16 protein-coding genes are annotated in these 17551 nt (G+C 68.0%); 12 read left to right on the top strand and 4 right to left on the bottom strand.

Annotation, left to right across the window (positions count from 1 at the left end; translation table 11 throughout):
• The first annotated feature begins 69 nt into the window (after positions 1 to 69).
• The 3 genes from leuA (at position 70) to AC1RAA_RS06225 (ending at position 4649) form a co-directional block, all read left to right on the top strand.
• Positions 70 to 1773, top strand: a complete 1704-nt coding sequence (leuA, locus tag AC1RAA_RS06235) for a 2-isopropylmalate synthase (RefSeq protein ID WP_492727183.1) — start codon at positions 70 to 72, stop codon at positions 1771 to 1773.
• 53 nt (positions 1774 to 1826) lie between these two features.
• Entirely contained in the window at positions 1827 to 3365 is a 1539-nt protein-coding gene (locus AC1RAA_RS06230; protein WP_070060915.1) for a 2-isopropylmalate synthase, read from the top strand.
• Between the two features lie 117 nt (positions 3366 to 3482).
• Complete coding sequence (locus tag AC1RAA_RS06225; protein ID WP_095950197.1) at positions 3483 to 4649, top strand: serine hydrolase; 1167 nt, start codon at positions 3483 to 3485, stop codon at positions 4647 to 4649.
• A 103-nt stretch (positions 4650 to 4752) separates the two neighbouring features.
• Here AC1RAA_RS06225 and AC1RAA_RS06220 read toward each other — a convergent pair whose 3' ends face one another.
• From AC1RAA_RS06220 to aat, 3 genes are read right to left on the bottom strand one after another with little or no spacing between them, the layout of a single operon-like run.
• Positions 4753 to 5580, bottom strand: a complete 828-nt coding sequence (locus tag AC1RAA_RS06220; protein WP_492727181.1) for an IclR family transcriptional regulator — start codon at positions 5578 to 5580, stop codon at positions 4753 to 4755.
• A 30-nt stretch (positions 5581 to 5610) separates the two neighbouring features.
• On the bottom strand, positions 5611 to 6360 hold the full coding sequence (locus AC1RAA_RS06215; RefSeq protein ID WP_062478083.1) for an arginyltransferase: 750 nt from the start codon (positions 6358 to 6360) through the stop codon (positions 5611 to 5613).
• 6 nt (positions 6361 to 6366) lie between these two features.
• Positions 6367 to 7122, bottom strand: coding sequence for a leucyl/phenylalanyl-tRNA--protein transferase (aat, locus tag AC1RAA_RS06210; RefSeq protein ID WP_492727179.1), 756 nt, complete (start codon positions 7120 to 7122; stop codon positions 6367 to 6369).
• A 227-nt stretch (positions 7123 to 7349) separates the two neighbouring features.
• Between aat and AC1RAA_RS06205 the strand changes: the two genes are divergently transcribed.
• The 5 genes from AC1RAA_RS06205 to AC1RAA_RS06185 are packed head-to-tail and all read left to right on the top strand — an operon-like array spanning position 7350 to position 11842.
• The gene (locus tag AC1RAA_RS06205; RefSeq protein WP_492727177.1) at positions 7350 to 9680 is read left to right on the top strand and encodes a xanthine dehydrogenase family protein molybdopterin-binding subunit; all 2331 of its coding nucleotides are present in this window, start codon (positions 7350 to 7352) and stop codon (positions 9678 to 9680) included.
• 39 nt (positions 9681 to 9719) lie between these two features.
• Positions 9720 to 10637: a helix-turn-helix transcriptional regulator gene (locus AC1RAA_RS06200; RefSeq protein ID WP_492727175.1), complete on the top strand. Its 918-nt coding sequence runs from the start codon at positions 9720 to 9722 to the stop codon at positions 10635 to 10637.
• Positions 10616 to 10975 (top strand): VOC family protein, encoded by a 360-nt coding sequence (locus tag AC1RAA_RS06195; RefSeq protein ID WP_095950192.1) that lies wholly within the window; start codon positions 10616 to 10618, stop codon positions 10973 to 10975. Before AC1RAA_RS06200 ends, AC1RAA_RS06195 begins: the two co-directional genes overlap by 22 nt.
• A gap of 19 nt (positions 10976 to 10994) precedes the next feature.
• Positions 10995 to 11402 (top strand): SRPBCC family protein, encoded by a 408-nt coding sequence (locus tag AC1RAA_RS06190; protein ID WP_492727172.1) that lies wholly within the window; start codon positions 10995 to 10997, stop codon positions 11400 to 11402.
• Positions 11399 to 11842 carry a nuclear transport factor 2 family protein gene (locus tag AC1RAA_RS06185; protein WP_492727171.1) on the top strand — a complete coding sequence of 148 codons (444 nt, stop codon included), beginning with the start codon at positions 11399 to 11401 and terminating at the stop codon, positions 11840 to 11842. Before AC1RAA_RS06190 ends, AC1RAA_RS06185 begins: the two co-directional genes overlap by 4 nt.
• On the opposite strand, the gene pobA is transcribed toward AC1RAA_RS06185, so the two are convergent.
• Entirely contained in the window at positions 11812 to 12993 is a 1182-nt protein-coding gene (gene pobA, locus AC1RAA_RS06180; RefSeq protein WP_492727169.1) for a 4-hydroxybenzoate 3-monooxygenase, read from the bottom strand. The genes AC1RAA_RS06185 and pobA overlap by 31 nt on opposite strands.
• A 154-nt stretch (positions 12994 to 13147) precedes the next feature.
• On the opposite strand from pobA, the gene AC1RAA_RS06175 reads away from it, so the two are divergent.
• The 4 genes from AC1RAA_RS06175 (at position 13148) to AC1RAA_RS06160 (ending at position 17551) form a co-directional block, all read left to right on the top strand.
• Positions 13148 to 13918, top strand: coding sequence for an IclR family transcriptional regulator domain-containing protein (locus tag AC1RAA_RS06175; protein WP_492727167.1), 771 nt, complete (start codon positions 13148 to 13150; stop codon positions 13916 to 13918).
• 61 nt (positions 13919 to 13979) lie between these two features.
• On the top strand, positions 13980 to 14639 hold the full coding sequence (locus AC1RAA_RS06170) for a response regulator (RefSeq protein ID WP_062478105.1): 660 nt from the start codon (positions 13980 to 13982) through the stop codon (positions 14637 to 14639).
• An 11-nt stretch (positions 14640 to 14650) separates the two neighbouring features.
• Positions 14651 to 15979 carry an ATP-binding protein gene (locus AC1RAA_RS06165; RefSeq protein WP_492727165.1) on the top strand — a complete coding sequence of 443 codons (1329 nt, stop codon included), beginning with the start codon at positions 14651 to 14653 and terminating at the stop codon, positions 15977 to 15979.
• 87 nt (positions 15980 to 16066) lie between these two features.
• Entirely contained in the window at positions 16067 to 17551 is a 1485-nt protein-coding gene (locus AC1RAA_RS06160) for a Do family serine endopeptidase (protein WP_159271618.1), read from the top strand.

The following is a 17551-nucleotide window of genomic DNA, read 5'->3' as shown; positions in this document are numbered from 1 at the left end:
CGCACCAGCAACGGGCCGTTTGTCTTTTGGGGTTGCTGGTTGAGTTCCAACCATCACAGAGAAATCGACATGCTCAAGCAACCTCAAGCCAAATACCGCGCATTCGCCCCGATCGGTCTCAAGGACCGCACCTGGCCCGATGCCGTGCTGACCAAGGCCCCGATCTGGCTGTCGACGGACCTGCGCGATGGCAACCAGGCCTTGGTCGAACCCATGGACATCGCGCGCAAGATGCGCATGTTCGAAACCCTCGTGGCCATCGGCTTCAAGGAAATCGAAGTCGGCTTTCCCTCGGCGTCGCAGGTCGAATTCGACTTCGTGCGCAAGCTCATCGAAGAGGACCGCATTCCCGACGACGTGACGATCCAGGTGCTCACGCAGGCGCGCGACCACCTCATCGAACGCACCTTCGAAGCCTTGCAGGGCGCACCGCGCGCCATCGTCCACCTCTACAACGCAGTGGCTCCCGTGATGCGCCGCGTGGTGCTCGGCATGGACGAAGACCAGATCGTCGAACTTGCGAGCAGCCATGCCCGCATGTTCAACGACTTCGCCGCAAAGCAGCCGAACACGAAGTGGACCTTCCAGTACTCGCCCGAAATGTTCTCGGGCACCGACGTGGTCTTTTCCAAGCGCGTGGTCGATGCGGTCACCGAAGTCTGGGCCCCGACGCCCGAGCGCAAGTGCATCGTCAACCTGCCCACGACGGTCGAGCATTCCACGCCGAACATCTTCGCTGACATGATCGAGTGGATGCACCGCAACCTCGCGCGTCGCGACTCGATCGTGCTGTGCGTGCACCCGCACAACGACCGCGGCACCGGCACCGCAGCCGGTGAACTGGCCTTGATGGCGGGCGCCGAGCGTATCGAAGGCTGCCTCTTCGGCAATGGCGAGCGCACCGGCAACCTCGATCTCGTGAACGTCGCGCTCAACCTCTACACGCAGGGCGTCTCGCCCGAACTGGACTTCTCGAACATCGACGAGATCCGCGCCACGGTCGAGCACTGCAACCAGATTCCCGTACATCCGCGGCATCCCTATGTCGGCGATCTCGTCTACACCTCGTTCTCGGGCTCGCACCAGGACGCGATCAAGAAGGCGTTCGCCGCGCGCAAGGACGGCGACATCTGGGACATTCCGTACCTCCCCATCGACCCGAAGGACGTGGGCCGCAGCTACGAAGCCGTGATCCGCGTGAACAGCCAGTCGGGCAAGGGCGGCATGGCCTACCTGCTCGAGAGCGAGTACGGCCTCGAGATGCCGCGCCGCCTGCAGATGGAATTCATGCAGGTCGTGCAGCGCGTGATGGACGTGGGCGGCAAAGAGCTCACTGCCGCCGACCTCTGGCAGATCTTCGTGAACGAATACGGCATCGAGACCGCCAAGGCCTTGCAACACCGCGTGATCCAGGAAGAAGGCGAGGGCGCCGATGCCACGGTGGTGCTGCGCGGCGACCTGCCATGGGACGGTGAAACCCGCGCCATCGAAGGCCGCGGCAACGGCCCGATCGACGCCTTCACGCAGGCGCTGAGCCAGGCCACCGGCCACACGGTGCGCGTCATGGACTACCACCAGCACGCCATCGGCGCGGGCGCCGATGCCAAGTCGGTGGCCTACCTCGAGCTGCGCGTGGACGAGTCGCAGACCCTGTTCGGCGTCGGCATCGATGCGAACGTGATCTCGGCCTCGCTGAAGGCGATCGTGTCGGGGGTGCAGCGGGCGAGGGGCCGGGGCGCGCGCAGCGCACAATCGGTGGCTGAAGTCGCCTGACGCACCGGCACCAGCCGCACGCGCAAGGTGGGAACGAACCAAGGAGATCCACGATGACCGACCAACTCATTATTTTCGACACCACCTTGCGCGACGGCGAACAGTCGCCCGGCGCCTCGATGACGCGCGACGAAAAGTTGCGCATCGCCAAGCTGCTGGAGCGGCTCAGGGTCGACGTCATCGAAGCCGGTTTTCCGGCCAGTTCGAACGGCGACTTCGAGGCCGTGAAGGCCATCGCCAATGCGATCAAGGACTCGACGGTGTGCGGCCTCTCGCGCGCCAACGACCGCGACATCGCGCGCGCGGCCGAGGCCCTGAAGGGCGCGGCACGCGGGCGCATCCACACCTTCATCGCGACCTCGCCGCTGCACATGGAAAAGAAGCTGCGCATGTCGCCCGACGAGGTGCATGAGCAGGCCAAGCTGGCCGTGCGCTTCGCGCGCAACCAGATCGCCGACGTCGAGTTCAGCCCCGAAGACGGCTACCGCAGCGACCCCGACTTCCTGTGCCGCGTGCTCGAAACCGTGATCAACGAGGGCGCCACCACCATCAACGTGCCCGACACTGTCGGCTACGCCATTCCCGAGCTGTACGGCAACTTCATCAAGATGCTGCGCGAGCGCATTCCCAACAGCGACAAGGCGATCTGGTCGGTGCATTGCCACAACGACCTGGGCATGGCCGTGGCGAACTCGCTGGCCGGCGTGAAGATCGGCGGCGCGCGCCAGGTCGAGTGCACGATCAACGGCCTGGGCGAGCGCGCGGGCAACTGTTCGCTCGAAGAAGTGGTCATGGCCGTGAAGACGCGCAGGGACTACTTCGGGCTCGACCTGAACATCGACACCCAGCACATCGTGGCCGCCAGCCGCATGGTCAGCCAGACCACGGGCTTCGTGGTGCAGCCCAACAAGGCGGTGGTGGGCGCCAACGCGTTCGCACATGCCTCGGGCATCCACCAGGACGGCGTGCTCAAGGCGCGCGACACCTACGAGATCATGCGCGCCGAAGACGTGGGCTGGACCGCCAACAAGATCGTGCTGGGCAAGCTCAGCGGCCGCAATGCCTTCAAGCAGCGCCTGCAGGACCTGGGCGTGACGATGGAAAGCGAAACCGAGGTCAACGCCGCGTTCGCGCGTTTCAAGGAGCTGGCCGACCGCAAGTCCGAAATTTTCGACGAGGACATCCTCGCGCTGGTCAGCGCGGAAGAGCTGTCGCACGTTGGTGAACAGTTTGCTTTCGTCTCTCTCTCCCAGCACAGCGAAACCGGCGAACGGCCCCAGGCCAAGATCGTGTTCACGGTCCAGGGCAAGGAAGTCACCAGCGAATCCGACGGCAACGGGCCGGTCGATGCGTCCCTCAAGGCCATCGAGGCCCACGTCAAGAGCGGCGCCGAGATGGTTCTTTACTCTGTAAACGCCATCAGCGGCTCGACGGAAAGCCAGGGAGAAGTTACAGTCCGGTTACAAAACGCAGGGCGGGTGGTCAACGGTGTGGGTGCAGACCCCGACATCGTGGTCGCTTCGGCAAAGGCTTATTTGAGTGCGCTCAACAAGTTACAGAGCCAAGCTGAGAGAGTGGCGGCACAAGGTTAGGTTTTCAGGCGTTCCTTGGTATTCGAATGAAGAAGAGGATGCAAGTAACTGATATTGCGTGTCTTTTTTGATTTCGATACACTGCGGTCCTCGTTTGTTGCCGCTGGAGATTTATTGATGCCTGAAACCCGTCTACGTCGAGTTTCCATCCAGCGGTTCCTACCCGCCTTCAAGTTCCTCGCCGTGGCGCTGTGCGCCTCGGCGTTTTTGCTGCCTGGCGCCCAGGCCGCGAAGAAGGAAAAACCCGCTGCCGCCAAGTCCGCCGTCGCCAAGAAGGCGAAGGCACCTGCCGAGGCCAAGCAGCGCAATGCGTCCGCTTCCAAGGTGGCACGCGGCGGTCGCGCCGAGCAGGCCGACAAGGTCGTGCGCGGCGGTCGCAATGTCGTGGCCACCATCCACAAGAAGAACGGCAAGACCGTCGTCGCCGTGCAGCGCCGTTCGGTGGTGCGCGTCGAGACGCCGGCTCGCCAGTCCTTCGGCCAGATGGCCGGCCTGCACAGCACCGACGACGCGCTCGACCTGAAGTCGAGCGTAGCCCTGGTGATCGACCAGGACACCCACGAAGTGCTGTTCAGCAAGAACGACCACGCCGTGCTGCCGATCGCTTCGCTCACCAAGCTCATGACCGGCCTGCTGATCAGCGAGGCCCATCTGCCGAACGACGAACTCATCACCATCACGCAAGACGACGTCGACACCGAAAAGGGCAGCCGTTCGCGCCTGACCGTCGGCACCACGCTGTCGCGCGGCGAGCTGCTGCACCTGGCGCTGATGTCCAGCGAAAACCGCGCGGCGCACGCGCTGGGCCGCACCTACCCGGGCGGTCTCACGACCTTCGTGAGCATCATGAATGCCAAGGCCCGCATGCTCGGCATGAAGGACACGCGCTACGTGGAGCCCACCGGCCTGTCCAGCCGCAACCAGTCGAGCGCGCAAGACCTGGCGCTGCTGGTCAACGCAGCTTATTCGGACGCCACCGTGCGTTCGCTGTCCACGTCGCCGGAATACCAGGTCGAAGTTGGTAACCGCGTGCTGCAGTTCAACACCACCAACCGCCTCGTGAAGAGCCCGGAATGGGACATCGGCCTGCAGAAGACCGGCTACATCTCTGAAGCCGGCCAGTGCCTCGTGATGCAGGCCAAGGTGGCCGGGCGCAAGCTGATCATGGTGTTCCTGGATTCGGCCGGCAAGTTCAGCCGCATCGCCGATGCCGAGCGGGTTCGCCGCTGGGTCGAGGCCACGCATGCCGTGTCGGGTCCGCGCGGCTTCCAGGTCGCTGGCTGAGATCGGCTGAACGGGGAGGCCGTTAGCGGCCTGCCTGCTGTCCTCGTGCAGGACTTATCGGCCGGCTCGCTGGAAAGAAAAAGAGTCGAAAGAAAACGGGCGCTCAGGCGCCCGTCGTCACGTTCGCGCCCGACGCAGGCGTTGCGGCCACGCCGCCGTCCTTGAAGCCCAGCGCGCCCGAGATTTCATTGGCGGTCGCCTGCAGCTTGGGCAGCCAGCCTTCATCGAGGCGATCGGCCGGGGCCGAGATCGACAGGCCCGCCACCAGCTTGCCCTGGTCGTCGTAGATGCCGGCGGCCATGCATCGCACGCCCAGTTCCAGTTCTTCGTTGTCGCGCGCGATGCCGTACTGGCGCGCCTTCGACAGCTCGCGCTCGAGCGCGGGCAGCTGGGTGATGCTGTTGCGGGTGTGCCCGGCCAGGCCGGTGCGCGTGGCGTAGCTGCGCACGCGCTGGGGATCGTCGGCGGCCAGGAACAGCTTGCCGGTCGAGGTCAGGTGCAGGGCGGCACGACCGCCGATGGCGCGCACCACCTGCATGCCCGAGCGTTCGCTGTAGGCGCGTTCGATGTACACGATCTCGTCGCCCTGGCGCATGCTGAGGTTGACCGGCTGCTGCGTGAGCTTGTGCAGCTCGCGCATCGGGCCCAGGGCTGCGTCGCGCACGTTCAGCCGGCCCTTGACCAGGTTGCCCAGCTCCAGCAGGCGCATGCCGAGGCGGTAGCTGCCGGCTTCGGGGCGATCGACGAAACGACCGACCGCGAGGTCATTGAGGATGCGGTGCGTGGTCGACGGGTGCAGCCCCGTCTTTTCGCTGATTTCCTTCAGCGAGATCGCTTCTTCGCGCGAGGCCAGGACGTCGATCAGCGAGAACATGCGCTCGATGACCTGGATGACGGGAGTGGCGGGAACGTCGGATAGGTTTTTTCTCATGGCGCAATGCGGTGATGACCGTGCGCCATTTTACCTTGTGAAATCGCTCGGTGCCTGCCAGTGGCCGTCCACCAACACTTCGTGCGGGGAAAAGCGGGCCTTGTAGTGCATCTTGGGGCTGCGCTCGATCCAGTAGCCCAGGTAGACGTGCGGCAGCCCCAGCTTGCGGGCTTGCTCGATCTGCCACAGCACGCTGTAGGTGCCGTAGCCGGCGCCGTCCTCGGGCTCGTAGAAGGTGTAGACGGCCGAGATGCCGTCGCTGAGCACGTCGAGGATCGACACCATCTTCAGCGCGCCCGGGCTGCCGTCGGGCAGGGTTTCGCGGAACTCGACCAGCCGTGAGTTGACGCGGCTTTGCAGTAGGAACTGCGTGTACTGGTCGATGCTGTCGTGGTCCATGCCGCCGCCCGAGTGGCGGCCGGTCTGGTAGCGCAGGTAGAGCTGGTAGTGCTCGGGCACGAAGCACAGCTTGAGCACGCGCGCCTGCAGGTCGGCGTGCTGTTTGGCGGTGCGCCGCTGGCTGCGGTTCGGCTTGAAGCTGTGCGCCAGCACGCGCAGCGGGATGCAGGCGCGGCAGCCGTCGCAATACGGCCGATAGGTGAACATGCCGCTGCGCCGGAAGCCGCTGAGCACCAGGTCGGAGTAGGCGTCGTTGTGGATCAGGTGGCTGGGCGTGGCCACCTGCGAGCGGGCCTGGCGATCCGGCAGGTAGCTGCAGGGATAGGGCGCCGTCGCGTAGAACTGCAGCGTGTGAAGCGGAAGATCCTTGAGGTGCGTCACGTCACGTCACGTCGAAAGAAAAGGTCGCTCGGAAAGGAGTTCGGACCAGTATACGGGGTCGAATTGCCACTGCGGGCCCTCCTGTTTTCGGGCCTGGGCCACGTGCGCGACGAAGCGCGCGCGCGGCATTTCGCGGGCGCCGAGGCTGGCCAGGTGCGCGGTGTTCTGCTGGCAGTCGATCATCGCGATGCCGGCGCGCCGGCACAGCGCGACCAGGCCGGCCAGCGCAATCTTCGAGGCGTCCGGCCGGCGCGTGAACATCGATTCGCCGAATACGGCCCGGCCCAGCGCCACGCAGTAGAGTCCGCCCGCCAACTCGCCGTCGATCCAGGTTTCCACGCTGTGTGCGTGCCCGGCGCGGTGCAATTGCGTATAGGCCTTGACCATGTCCGGCACGATCCAGGTGCCCGACTGGCCGGCGCGCGCCGACTGCGAACAGGCCTGGATCACCGTTCCAAAATCGTGATCGACGCGCAGCTCGCAGCCGGGCGTCGCGGCAAAACGGCTCAGGGTCTTGCGCAGAGAGCGATGCAGCCGGAAGTCGTTCACCCGCAGCACCATGCGCGGGTCGGGGCTCCACCACAGGATGGGCTGGTCGTCGCTGAACCAGGGGAAGACGCAGCGGCTGTAGGCCTGCATCAGAGTATCGACATCGAGGGAGCCGCCGGCCGCCAGCAGGCCGGGCACCGGGTCCCGTTCGTCCCACGCCGAAGCGGGGTCGGGCAGTGCATCTCCGGGTTCGAGCCAAGGCAGTTGTCGCATGGATGCAGGTATACACGGCTTCTCGAAAACGCAAGCCAGTTGAGGGAAAATCCCGCTCACACGGGAACAGTCCACAAGGCTGCGGCCCTGGTGCCACCGCCGATGGCACGCGAGACAACCCCACAAGACCCGTCGAAAAACCTATAGTGCACAGCTTGCTTTCGCAGTACCACAGCGGATCCGGCAGGCATGTGCAGGGCGCCGGGGATCAGCACAAGAGGACCACGTTGACCACTGAACCCAATCCCACGCGCTTCGGCAGCGGCCAGGCGGTGCGCCGCCTCGAGGACGAAAGCCTGCTCGCAGGCGCCGGCCGTTACACCGACGACGTCACGCTCTCCGAGCAGGCGCACCTCATTTTTCTCCGCTCCCCCTATCCGCATGCGCGCATCGTGTCCATCGACGCGTCCGCAGCCGTCGGCATGCCCGGCGTGCTGCGCGTGATCACCGGGGCCGACCTGGCCGAGGCCGGCGTCAAGCCGATGCCCGGCGCCGCGGGCTTCAAGCGCGCGGACGGCAGCGACAGCGCGAGCCCGCCGCGCCGCGCCCTGGCGCACGAGCGCGCACGCTTCGTCGGCGAACCGGTCGCGGCCGTCATTGCCGACACCGTGCAGCAGGCGCGCGATGCGGCCGAAGCCGTCATGGTCGACTACGAAGAGCTGCCGATGGTGGTCGACCTGCCGGGCGCGACCGCCGAAGGCGCGCCGCTCCTGTGCGAGGAGGCCACGGGCAACATCGCCGCCGAGATGCGCCACGGCAGCAGCGAAGCCGCCACCGCCGCCTTCGAGCGCGCCGCCCACGTGATCGCCCTGGACGTGAACAACCAGCGCGTGGTCGCGCTCACCATCGAGCCGCGCGCCGTGCTCGCCACGCACGACAGCAAGACCGACCGCCTCACGATCCGCATGAGCACCCAGATGCCGTCCGGCGTGCGCGATTCGGTCTGCGCGGCCATCGGCCTGGCCAAGGAAAAAGTGCGCGTGGTCGTGGGCGACGTTGGCGGCGGCTTCGGCATGAAGACCGGTGCCTACCCCGAGGACATCGCGGTCGCCTACGCCGCGCTGCAGGTGGGCCGGCCCGTGAAGTGGGTGGCCGACCGCAGTGAAGAGTTCCTGTCCAGCGCGCACGGCCGCGACATCGAGGCGCGCGCCGAAATGGCGCTCGACGCCGACGGCAAGATCCTGGCCCTGCGCATCAAGACGCTCGCCAATGTGGGCGCCTACGCCACCGGCACTGGCGTCGCGATCCAGCTGCTGATCGGCCCCTGGGTGCAGACCAGCGTCTACGACATCCAGACCATCGACTTCCATTTCAAGGCGGTGCTCACCAACACCGCGCCCACCGGCGCCTACCGCGGCGCGGGCCGGCCCGAGGCCATCTTCACCATCGAGCGCCTGATGGACGAAGCCGCGCGCCAGACCGGCATCGACCGCATCGCGCTGCGCCGGCGCAACTTCATCCGCCCCGAGCAGATGCCCTACAAGAACCCGATGGCGCAGACCTATGACACGGGCCAGTTCGAGTCGGTGATGGACCAGGCGCTGCAGCTGGCCGACTGGCAGGGCTTCGAGGCCCGCGCGGTCGAGTCGGCGGCGCGCGGCAAGCAGCGCGGCCTGGGCATTGCCACCTTTCTCGAGTGGACTGGTGGCAACGTGTTCGAAGAGCGCGTCACCGTCTCGGTGCAGGCCGACGGCGTGATCGAGGTGTTCTCGGCCGTCAACGCCATGGGGCAGGGCATCGCGACCTCGCTCGCGCAGCTGGCCGTCGATGCCTTCGGCGTGCCCATCGAGAAGGTGCGCGTCGTGCTCGGCGACACCGATCGCGGCGACGGCTTCGGCAGCGCCGGCTCGCGTTCGCTCTTCACCGGCGGCTCGGCTGTGCGCATCGGCGCCGAGCGCACCATCGACAAGGCGCGCGAACTCGCGGCGCAGGAGTTCGAGGCCTCCATCGACGACATCGTCTACAGCCGCGGCACCTTCATCGTGGCCGGCACCGACCTCGAGCTCGACCTGTTCACCCTGGCTGCCAAGCAGCCGGGGCGCGAGATCTTCGTCGACTCCACCAGCACCGTGGCCGGCCCGAGCTGGCCCAACGGCTGCCACATCTGCGAGATCGAACTCGACCCGCCCACCGGCGAGATCAGCGTCGTGGCCTACAGCTCGGTCAACGACGTGGGCCGCGTGGTCAACCCGATGATCGTGCGCGGCCAGCTCGAAGGCGGCGCGGTGCAGGGCATCGGCCAGGCGCTGTACGAGCAGGTGGTGTACGACAGCGAAACCGGCCAGCCCGTCACCGGCAGCCTCATGGACTACGCCGCGCCGCGCGCCGACATCGTCGACACCATGTTCCAGATGGAAATGGACGAATCGACGCCTTGCAAGAACAATCCGCTGGGCGTGAAGGGCGTCGGCGAGCTGGGCACCATCGGCGCCACGCCGGCCATCGTCAACGCGGTGGCCGACGCCTTCGCACGCAACGGCCTCGGCGCCCGCGCGCCCCGCCTGCACATGCCGCTGAGCCCGTCGCGGGTCTGGCAGGCCATGCAGACGATCGATTGAGCGCCGCCGGCCGGTGATCGAAGGGCGGCGAAAGTCATCATGCGCGTCACCACCGAACTGCAGACCGACGCGATCCGCGTCTCGACCTACCGCTGTGACGCGGGCGTCGGCGCGGCGCCGTTCACCGAGATGCACGAGACGCACTCGGTCTCGTACGTGCGCAAGGGGAGCTTCGGCTGCCGCGCGCTCGGCCGCGACTACGAGCTGGTGGCCGGCGCGGTGCTGGTCGGTGCGCCGGGCGACGACTACGTCTGCACCCACGAGCACTTCGCCTGTGGCGACGAGTGCCTGTCGTTCCACTTCTCGCCGAGCTTCGTCGACCTGATCGGCGCCGACCGGCGCAGCTGGCATGCCTCGGCGTTGCCGCCGCTGCCCGAACTCATGGTGCTCGGTGAACTCGCGCAGGTCGCGGTCGAAGGCGGCAGCGACGTGGGTCTCGACGAGCTGGGCATGGGCTTCGCCAGCCGCTTCCTCGACGTGGTGAAGGGGCGCGGCAAGCCCGCGGCGGCGCCGCCGTCGGCCGCGCCGCGGGACCGTCGCCGTGCGGTCGAGGCCGCGACCTGGATCGAGGCCCACGCCGCCGGTGAGATCGGCCTGGAAGACGCGGCCGCCCAGGCGGGCCTGAGCGCCTTCCATTTCCTGCGCCTGTTCTCCCAGGTGCTCGGCGTCACGCCGCACCAGTACCTCGTGCGCTCCCGGCTGCGCCGCGCGGCGCGCCTGCTGGCGGACAGCGACCTTGCCGTGACCGAGGTGGCCCTCGAGGCCGGCTTTGCCGACCTGAGCAACTTCGTGCGCACCTTCCACCGCGCGGCCGGCGTGTCGCCGCGCGGTTTCCGGCTTGCTGCCAAGGGCGACCGCAAGATTTTCCAAGACCGCCTGGCCACGCTGCTTCACGATGACCGCTTGATCCACCCTTCAAGCAGGAAGTCATCGCCATGTACGACCACATCGGACTGAAAGTCAAAGACCTCGCCGTGAGCCGGCGCTTCTACGAAGCCGCGCTCGCGCCGCTCGGCCATGTGCTGGGCTCCCACGACGACAGCTACGCCGGCCTCGGCCCGGCCGGCGAACCGGCGCTGTGGCTCTATGCCACGAAAGATGCCAAGGGCCCCGGCACGCACATCGCGTTTCGCGCGCCCGACCATGCGGCCGTCGCCGCCTTCCACAAGGCCGGCTTGAAGGCCGGCGGCACCGACAACGGCGGCGCGGGGCCGCGCGCCGACTACAGCCCGACCTACTACGCGGCCTTCCTCATCGACCCCGACGGCAACAACGTCGAGGCCGTCTGTCCCTGACACGAAAGGCACCGACCCCATGGCCACCGTCTACAAGGAATTCATCGTCGAGGCCGATGCCGCGCAGGTGTGGGACGCGCTGCGCGACTTCGGCGCCGTGCACACGCGCCTCGCGCCGGGCTTTCTCACCGGCTGCGAACTCGACGGGCAGGGCGCCCGCATCGTCCACTTCGCCAACGGCCTCGTGGCGCGCGAGCTGCTCGTGGCCCTCGACGACGAGAACCGCCGGCTGGCCTACACCGTGACCGACGGCAAGGCCACGCACCACCACGCGTCGGCCCAGGTGTTCGCGCACGGCGAAGGCCGGTCGCGCTTCGTCTGGATCACCGATGTGCTGCCCGACGGGCTCGCGGCGTACGTCGAGCCCATGATGGCGCAGGGCGGCGCTGCCATGAAGAAGACGCTGGAGAAGGCCAACGCACGATGAGCACGCCGACAACACCGGCCGCGAACGAGATCCTGGCGGTCGTGCAGCGCTACGCGCAGGCCTGGGCCGCGAACGACCTCAAGGCCATCGTCGACTGCTACCACGACGAGGTCGTCTTTCACTACTTCGGCTGCAGCCCGCTCGCGGGCACGCATCGGGGCAAGGCGGCCTGCCTCGCGGTGCTCAAGCAGGTGAAGGAGCGCACGAACCGCCGGCTCGTCGCGATCCGCGACGTGCTGGCCGGCGAGCATTTCGGGCTGATCGTCGCCGTCGAGCAGTTCGAACACCAGGGGCGCCCGGTCGAGCTGGAGCGCCAGCTGCGCTACGCCGTGAGAGACGGCAAGCTCCGCGAATGCTGGATCTACGACGAAGACCAGCGGCTCGTCGACGAGATGCTGTCGCCCGCCGCTCAGAAGTCTTCGAGCGGCAGCCCCACGTAGTTTTCCGCCAGCGCGGTCGACGCCGCGCGCGAGTGCACGAGGTAGTCGAGTTCGGCTTCCTGGATCTTCTGGCCGAAGGCGCCCGTCTCGGGAAAGCGGTGCATCAGCGAGGTGAACCACCACGAGAAGCGCTCGGCCTTCCAGACCCGGCGCAGGCACAGGTCGGAATAACGGTCCAGCGCCGAAGCCGACTTCTCGTTGTAGAAAATCTCCAGCGCGCGCGAGAGGTACCCCACGTCGGCGGTCGCGAGGTTGAGCCCCTTGGCGCCGGTCGGCGGCACGATGTGCGCCGCGTCGCCGGCCAGGAACAGCGAGCCGAAGCGCATCGGCTCGGCCACGAAGCTGCGCAGCGGCGCAATGCTCTTTTCGAGCGACGGGCCCGTCACCAGCCGTTCGCGCGCTTCGGGGTCGAGGCGCGCGCGCAGCTCGTTCCAGAAGGCTTCGTCGCTCCAGTTCTCCACCTTCTCTTCGGTCGGCACCTGCACGTAGTAGCGCGAGCGCGTGGCGCTGCGCATGCTGCACAGCGCAAAGCCGCGTTCGGTGTTGGCGTAGATGAGTTCGTGCGACACCGGCGGCACGTCGGCCAGCACGCCGAGCCAGCCGAAGGGGTAGACCTTCTCGTAGGTCTGGATCGCGTCGGCCGGCACGCTGGCGCGGCTCACGCCGTGGTAGCCGTCGCAGCCGGCGATGAAGTCGCACTCGATCTCGTGCGTCTGGCCGTCCTTCTCGTAGCGAACGCGCGGCTTGGCCGAATCGAAGTCGTGCAGGCTGACGTTGGCTGCGCTGTAGATCGTCGTGAGGCCTTCGGCCGTGCGCGCTTCCATCAGGTCGCGCGTCACCTCGGTCTGGCCGTACACCGTGACCTGCTTGCCGCCCGTGAGGCCGTGCATGTCGATGCGGTGGCGCGCGCCCTTGAACAGCAGCTCGATGCCGTCGTGCGGCAGGCCCTCGGCCTTGGCGCGGGTGTCGACGCCCGCGCGCGCCAGCAGGTCCATCGTGACCTGTTCGAGCACGCCGGCGCGGATGCGGCCCAGCACGTAGTCGCCGCTCTGGCGCTCCACGATGACGTTGTCGATGCCTGCCTTGTACAGCAGCTGGCCGAGCAGAAGGCCGGCGGGGCCTGCGCCGATGATGGCGACCTGGGTGCGCATGTTCGTGTCTCCGAAAGGGTTTTGCCAAGCGTAGGGCGCGGGCGGCCGGTTGGGGCGGCGGCTGGAGAGGCTCTGTGCGATCATGCGAACGCGTGCGCGATGATCGCGCAACACTTCATCAGCCGACCGATCCACGACGAACTCCCGACGACGAATGACCATCGCCCGCGCCGACTTCATCGAGGGCATCGCCAAGGGGATGGCGGTGCTCGAAAGCTTCGACACCGAGCGCCAGCGCCTGAACGCCACGCTGGCGGCCGAGCGTGCCGGCCTCACGCGCGCCGCCGCCCGGCGCCACCTGCTCACGCTGGCCCACCTGGGCTACCTGGAAACCGACGGCAGCTACTTCTGGATGGCGCCGAAGGTGCTGCGCTTCTCGGGCAGCTACCTGGCCTCGTCGCGCCTGCCGCGCGCGCTGCAGCCCACGCTGAACCGGCTCGCGGCGCAGACGGGCGAGTCGTTCTCGGCCGTGGTGCTCGACGGCGAAGAGGTGGTCATCGTCGCGCGCAGCGGCAGCTACGGCACGCCCACGCGCGTGCTGGCCTACGGCCTGCACCTGGGCGCGCGCCTGCCGGCCCACGCCACCTCGACCGGGCGCGTGCTGCTGGCCGCCATGGCCGCCACGCAGCTCACGCAGTGGCTCAAGGGCCGGCACCTGGCGCGGCTCACGCCACACACCATCACCCAGGCACGCGCGCTGCGCCAGCGCATCGCGCAGGTGCGCAAGGACGACTACTGCTTAGCCAGCGAAGAGCACGAACTCGGCGTGCAGGCGCTGGCGGTGCCGCTGCGCGACATGCAGGGCCACACGGTGGCCGCGCTCAACGTGGTGCTGTCGGGCACGCGCTACCAGGAAGAGACCTTGCAGCGCGAGATGCTGCCGCTGCTGTTCGAGGCGGCGCGCGAGGTGCGCTCCCTCCTGTGAACGCGGGGGCGCTGAACTTTCGGCGCCGGCACGGCCTCGAACCCCCGAAACGGACACCACCATGCGACTCCTGCTTCTCGAAGACGACGTGATGATCGGCGAGGCCGTGCTCGACCTGTTGCGGGCCGAGCAGTACGCGGTCGATTGGGTCAAAGACGGCGACGCCGCCGAATCCGCATTGCGCACCCAGCAGTACGACCTCGTGCTGCTCGACCTGGGCGTGCCGCGCCGCGACGGCCTGGAAGTGCTGCGCGCCCTGCGTGCGCGCAAACAGCGCATGCCGGTGCTGATCGCCACCGCGCGCGACTCGGTGCAGCAGCGCATTGAAGGCCTCGATGCCGGCGCCGACGACTACGTGCTCAAGCCCTACGACCTCGACGAGCTGCTGGCCCGCATCCGCGCCTTGCTGCGGCGCGCGTCCGGGCGCGCCGAGCCGGTGTACGAGCACATGGGCGTGAGCATCAACCCCGCCACGCGCGAGGTCGCGGTGAACGGCGAGCCGGTGGTGCTCTCGGCGCGCGAGTGGGCCGTGCTCGAACCGCTGCTGGCCCGCCCGGGCATGGTGCTTTCGCGCGCCCAGCTCGAAGAAAAGCTCTACGGCTGGAAGGACGAGATCAGCAGCAACGCAGTCGAGGTCTACGTGCACGGCCTGCGCAAGAAGCTGGGCGCGGAGTTGATCCGCAACGTGCGCGGCGTCGGCTACATGGTGCCCAAGGCATGATGCGCCGCGTGATGCGATGGACCGGATCGCTGCGCGCGCGGCTGCTGGTGTTCCTGCTTGCGGCCATCGTGCTCGCGGCCGGCGCGCAGGCGCTGGTGGCCTATCGCACGGTGCTGAAAGAGGCCGACGACATCTTCGATTACCACATGCAGCAGATGGCGCTGTCGCTGCGCGCGGGCCTGCCGCCGAGCGCGGCCGTGGGCGGGCTCGGCGGCGCGGAACAGAACTTCGATTTCGTGGTGCAGGTGTGGACGGTCGACGGCGTGCGCATCTTCGAGTCGGCCGAAGAGGCGGCGCTGCCGCAGCTCGCCGTGCTGGGCTTTGCCGACGTGCGCGCACGCGGCACGACCTACCGCGTGTTCTCGATGCAGACGCGCGGGCTGGTGATCCAGGTGGCGCAGGACATGGCGGCGCGCCGCCACATGGCCGGCTCGCTCGCGCTGCGCACCATCGTGCCCGTGGCGCTGATGGCGCCGCTGCTGATGCTGGTCGTGTGGTGGGTGGTGAGCCTGTCGCTGGCGCCCGTGGCGCGCGTGCGCCGGCAGGTGGCCTCGCGGCAGGCCGACGATCTCTCGCCCGTGAGCGAAGAGAACCTGCCCGAAGAAGTGCGCCCGCTGGTGCAGGAACTCAATCTGCTGTTCGGCCGCGTGCGCCATGCCTTCGATGCGCAGAAGCATTTCGTGGCCGATGCCGCGCACGAGCTGCGCTCGCCGCTGGCGGCGCTCAAGCTGCAGGTGCAGGGCCTGCAGCGCGCGCCCGACGACGCGGCGCGCACGCTGGCCGTGAGCCGGCTGTCGGCCGGCATCGACCGCGCTACGCGCCTCGTCGAGCAGATGCTGGCGCTGGCCCGTCACGAGGCCAGCGTGGCCGCGGGTGCGAAGCCTGAAGCGGTCGACCTGGCCGAGGTGGCGCGCCTGGCGATCTCCGATGCGGTGGCGGCCGCGCAGACGCGCCGCATCGACATCGGCGTGGCGCAAGCCGACGCGGGCGCGACCGTGAGCGGCCAGCCGGAGGCGCTGCGCATGCTGCTGCGCAACCTGATCGACAACGCCGTGAAGTACACGCCCGAAGGCGGGCGGGTCGACGTCGGCCTCGTGAAGCGCGCCGATGCGGTGGAGCTGCGCGTGGACGACAGCGGCCCCGGCCTGCCCGAGGCCGAGCGCGCGCGCGTGCTCGACCGGTTCTACCGCTCGGGCGAGCCGCAGGCGCCGGGCAGCGGGCTGGGGCTGGCCATCGTGAAGTCGATTGCCGACCTGCATGGCGCCACGGTGGCGCTCGAAGAGTCCACGAGCCTCGGCGGGCTGTGCGTGCGGGTGACGTTCGCTCCCGCCAAAGAGTGAGTTCCGTTTAAGCGACGCCTAAGTCAAGGCCGCGACATTCCTTTCACCGTGTTTGCGCTCCGGCGCAGGATTGAAAGGAATCGAAGAATGAAAGCCGCCCTGATCTCCCCCCGTGCCCTCGTGATCGCGCTGGCCAGCGCCGGCGTGATCGGTGCCGTCGGCGCCGGGGCCTACACCAGCGCCCGCGCCGTGAACGCCCCGGCCACCACCGCCGCCGTGGCCGCGCCGGCCGCCATGGTCACCTTGCCCGACTTCTCGACCATCACCTCGCGCGACGGCCCGGCCGTGGTCAACATCAGCGTGACCGGCACCGAGAAGGCCCCGGACGACGACACGATGGCGCAGCTGCAGGGCATCGACCCGGACGATCCGATGTTCCAGTTCTTCCGCCACTTCCAGGGGCAGATGGGACCGCGCGGCCAGCAGCAACAGCAGCGCGCCGTGCCGGTGCGCTCGCAGGGCTCGGGCTTCATCGTGGACCCGAGCGGCATCATCATGACCAACGCACACGTGGTGAAGGACGCGAAGGAAGTCACCGTCAAGCTGACCGACCGCCGCGAGTACCGCGCCAAGGTGCTGGGCGCCGATGCCAAGACCGACATCGCGGTGCTCAAGATCGACGCCAAGAATCTGCCCGTGCTCGCGCTCGGCAACACCAAGGACCTGAAGGTCGGCGAATGGGTGCTGGCCATCGGCTCGCCCTTCGGCTTCGAGAACACCGTCACCGCCGGCGTGGTGAGTGCCAAGGGCCGTTCGCTGCCCGACGACAGCTATGTGCCCTTCATCCAGACCGACGTGGCCGTGAACCCCGGCAACTCGGGCGGGCCGCTGCTCAATGCGCGCGGCGAGGTGGTCGGCATCAACTCGCAGATCTACAGCCGCAGCGGCGGCTACCAGGGCGTGTCGTTCGCCATTCCGATCGACGTGGCCGTGCAGGTGAAGGACCAGATCGTCGCCACCGGCAAGGCCACGCATGCGCGCCTGGGCGTGGCGGTGCAGGAGGTGAACCAGGCCTTCGCCGATTCGTTCAAGCTCGACAAGCCCGAGGGTGCGCTCGTCTCGAACATCGAGAAGGGCGGCCCCGGCGACCATGCCGGCCTGAAGGCGGGCGACGTGATCCGCAAGGTCGACGGCCAGGCGATCGTGTCGTCGGGCGACCTGCCGGCCGTCATCGGCCAGCAGGCGCCGGGCAAGAAGGTCACGCTCGAGGTGTGGCGCCAGGGCGAGCGCCAGGAGCTGCAGGCCAAGCTGGGCGACGCGAGCGACAAGCCGGCGCAGGTCGCCAAGGCCGACAACACGGCGGGGCAGGGCAAGCTCGGCCTGGCGCTGCGCCCGCTGCAGCCGCAGGAACAGCGCGCGGCCTCGGTCGACGGCGGTCTGCTGATCGAGGACGTGGCCGGCCCGTCGGCGATGGCCGGGGTGCAGGCCGGCGACGTGCTGCTGGCCATCAACGGCACGCCGGCCAAGAGCCTGGAGCAGGTGCGCCAGGCGGTGGCCAAGGCCGACAAGTCGGTGGCGCTGTTGATCCAGCGCGGCGAGGACAAGATCTTCGTGCCGGTGCGCCTGGGCTGA

Source organism: Variovorax sp. GW823-FHT04F07, assembly GCF_058795995.1.
This window is presented reverse-complemented; position numbering and strand designations above follow the sequence as displayed.